Consider the following 2,931-nt stretch of genomic DNA (forward strand, 5'->3'; position numbering starts at 1 on the left):
ACACGCCCACGCCGCCGCGGGTCGCCGCGCCGAGCAGCTCGGCCAGCGAGCCGCCGCTCGACCCGGCCGGCGGGCCGCCGAACTGGACCACCCCGTCGATCGGGGCCCGCAGGGTGAGCGCGTCGACGGTGGTCTTGGCCAGGTCGTACGCAGCCTTGGCCTGGGCCCGCTGGGCGGATCCGAGGGCGGCGAGCGCGTCGCCGACCCCGGCCAGCCCCGACTGCACCTGGCCGACGACCTTACGGGCCTGGGTCGAGGTGGCCTTGTACCGCTTTTCGGCGGCCGCGAGCTGCTTGAGCAGCGCCGCGCGTACCTCCGCGTCGGTGATGTGCGCGGCCGCGGCGCGCGCCGCGGTGAACGAGTCGTCGGCGGCCGCGTCGACCTGGTCGGACAGGCCGGTGAGCCCGATCGACGGGACCCCGCCGACGCTGGAGGCGGCGGCGAGGGCGGCTCTGGCGTCCTTGAGCCGCTTGCGCGCGGCGGGCGCGTCGATGACCGCGATCACCTGCCCCTTGCGCACCCGGGTGCCCGACGTGACGGTCAGCCTGGCGAGCCGGCCGTCGGAGGGGGCGCTGAGCGTCGCGGCGGCGCGGGCGGTGATCGTCGCCGGGACGTCGACCACCTCGCTCACCGTGGCGCGGCGGACGTTGTCGGTGCTGATCCCGTCGTCCGAGGTGTCGCAGGACGCGGCGGTCAGCGCCAGCGCGGCTGTAGTGAGCAGCGCGGCGAGGGGCAGGCGACGCACCTGAACGAGTCTATGAACCGATCGCCACCATCGGCGACCCCGTTCGCTACACCACCGACCGGATGTACTCCGCGCACTCGCGGTTCAAGCTGGTCCAGGACATGCCGATGGCGTCGCGGGCGGCCTTGTCCAGCGTGTACCCCTTGTGCATGACGTCGCCGAAGAAGGCCAGCATCTTCGCCTCGCCGTGCTTCTCGGCGATGTGCCGGATGGCCAGGAAGCCCACGCCGTAGCGGCTGGCCGCGTCGGTGAGCGAGGCGCTCTCGGTGGGCGGCGTGACGTCGACCTTGCCGTCCCAGCCGTCGGAGACCATGTTGCGCACCGCCGACAGGCCGTCGTAGACGCTCACCGGCTGGCCCTTGAACTGAGCGTAGTCGGCGATGCCCTCGACCATCCACCACTGCCTGCTGCTGTGGTACTTGGCGCCGGCGAGCGAGGTCACGTGGGTCAGCTCGTGGGTGAGCAGGCCCTCCATCTCGCTGCCCGGCACCCGGTCGGTGCGGACCACCACCTCGGAGGTGTGGTTGTCCACGGGGACGGCCCAGGCGGCGGCCCAGTCGGGCGCCTCCGAGCCGTACCACTCCTTCCAGTTGGACGGCCCGGCCAGGAAGATCACGTAGCGCTGGGGCTTGGGTTCCCACTTGGCGAACCGGTCGGCGACGATCGCGGCCTTGTCGGCGGCGCGCACGGTGGCCGCGAGCCGCCCGGCGTTCGCCGAGGTGGCCGCCACGACGACCCGCTCGCCGGATTTGACCTGCAGGTCGTCGATCTCCCAGGGCCGCGGGCCCTGGTCGGAGACCAGGGACTCGTCGAGCTTGACCAGCCGCAGCGTGCCGCCCTTGTACGCCCACCGGCTGCGCATGTGCAGCGGCACCGGCTTGCAGGACGCGTCGCCTACGCAGTAGCCGATGGTCAGCGTGGCCCGCCACGCCCGGTAGCCGTCGTCTGTCGGCGCGCCGCTGACGGACTCGGTCCACTGGCCGAGCCCCAGGGCGCGCAGGATCCGGAAACGCTTGCGGTGCTCGGCGATCAGCGACTTGTTGGTCGGATCAACGGCCGCGAGGTAGGCGTTCTCGTCACCCTTGATCAGCGCCTCGCTCTGCGCCTTGGCGAGCTCTTTCATCGCCGAGTACGCCCAGGAGCGCCACTCCGTGTTGCTGGCTCGATCGGCCGGGGCCGGTGCGACGACCGGGGTGCCGCTCGGCCACGCCCACGTGGCGGAGGGGTCGAACGCGCCGCCGGCGTTCGCCACGACGGTGAGCGCGGTGGCGCCGAGGCAGCCGAGGACCGTGACAACCGCCAGGGCGGCCACGATCCGGCGGCCCCAGGAGACCTTCCGGCGGGGCGCGACCAGCGGCGGCGCGTAGCCGTAGGGCGGGTAGCCGGGGGCGACCGGGCCGTACCGGGCCGGCTGGCCGTACGCCGGGGGCCGGCCGTACGCGGGCGGCGGGCCGTACGCCGTCGGTTGGCCGTAGGCGGGGGGCGGGCCGAACGGCGCGGGCGGGCCCAGGGGCTGGCGGGGAACGACTGTCGCCGGGTAGGGCGGGATCGCCCCGGGGTGCGTGTAGGGCCGGTCAGGCTCCTGCGGGGGGTGTGCGGAGCTGGGCGCCGAGGGGTGGCCGGTCACTCGCGGGAATCTACGCCACCTGCGCTACCCGCGGTACGCCCGATCTCAGGTGGTACATGACGCGACTTCGCGCGACACGCAGGGGAAATCCGGAGTGTCTGACCGATTTAGCGACGTTTTAAGTTAAATGCCGTTTTAATGGGTGTTTTGTCTAGATTTAGCTGATATAACCCCACCGGACGGGTGACGTGGGACCGCTCGGCAGCCGAGCCGTGTGGCTGCGTGCCCACCGTTCATATGGAGGAGTGACATGTCGAAACGAGGTATGCGGAAGGCCGCCACGGTTGCCTTCGCGGGCCTTGCGATCCTGGCTCCCGCCCAGTCAGCGTCGGCCGCGACGTCCGCGGCGAACCCACGGGCGGCACAGTCCCCGCTGTCCTGCTGGGACGCCTGCGACAGCGGCGTCCAGAGCTCCGGTTGGAACTTCAACTGGAGCTCGCCGGTGCGTAACTGGCAGCTCATGGGTCCCTGGCAGTCCTGGTCCTGGAACAGCAACTGGAACGGGCCGTTCAGGAACAACGGCGGCAGCTACGGCGGCTTCGGCAACACCGGCGGCCAC

3 protein-coding genes are annotated in these 2,931 nt (G+C 72.0%); 1 reads left to right on the forward strand and 2 read right to left on the reverse strand.

The window, feature by feature from the left end:
• Nucleotides 1-745, reverse strand: a 745-nt coding sequence (locus ABD211_RS33290; protein WP_344140535.1) for an HlyD family secretion protein, incomplete at its 3' end; no start/stop codon positions are given.
• 46 nt (nt 746-791) lie between these two features.
• Nucleotides 792-2,372 (reverse strand): hypothetical protein, encoded by a 1,581-nt coding sequence (locus ABD211_RS33295; RefSeq protein ID WP_344140537.1) that lies wholly within the window; start codon nt 2,370-2,372, stop codon nt 792-794.
• Between the two features lie 250 nt (nt 2,373-2,622).
• Between ABD211_RS33295 and ABD211_RS33300 the strand changes: the two genes are divergently transcribed.
• Nucleotides 2,623-2,931: hypothetical protein (locus ABD211_RS33300; protein WP_344140539.1), on the forward strand; the 309-nt coding region annotated here is incomplete at its 3' end.

It is taken from the genome of Luedemannella flava (assembly GCF_039528515.1).
In the GTDB taxonomy this organism is placed as follows: Bacteria; Actinomycetota; Actinomycetes; order Mycobacteriales; family Micromonosporaceae; genus Luedemannella; species Luedemannella flava.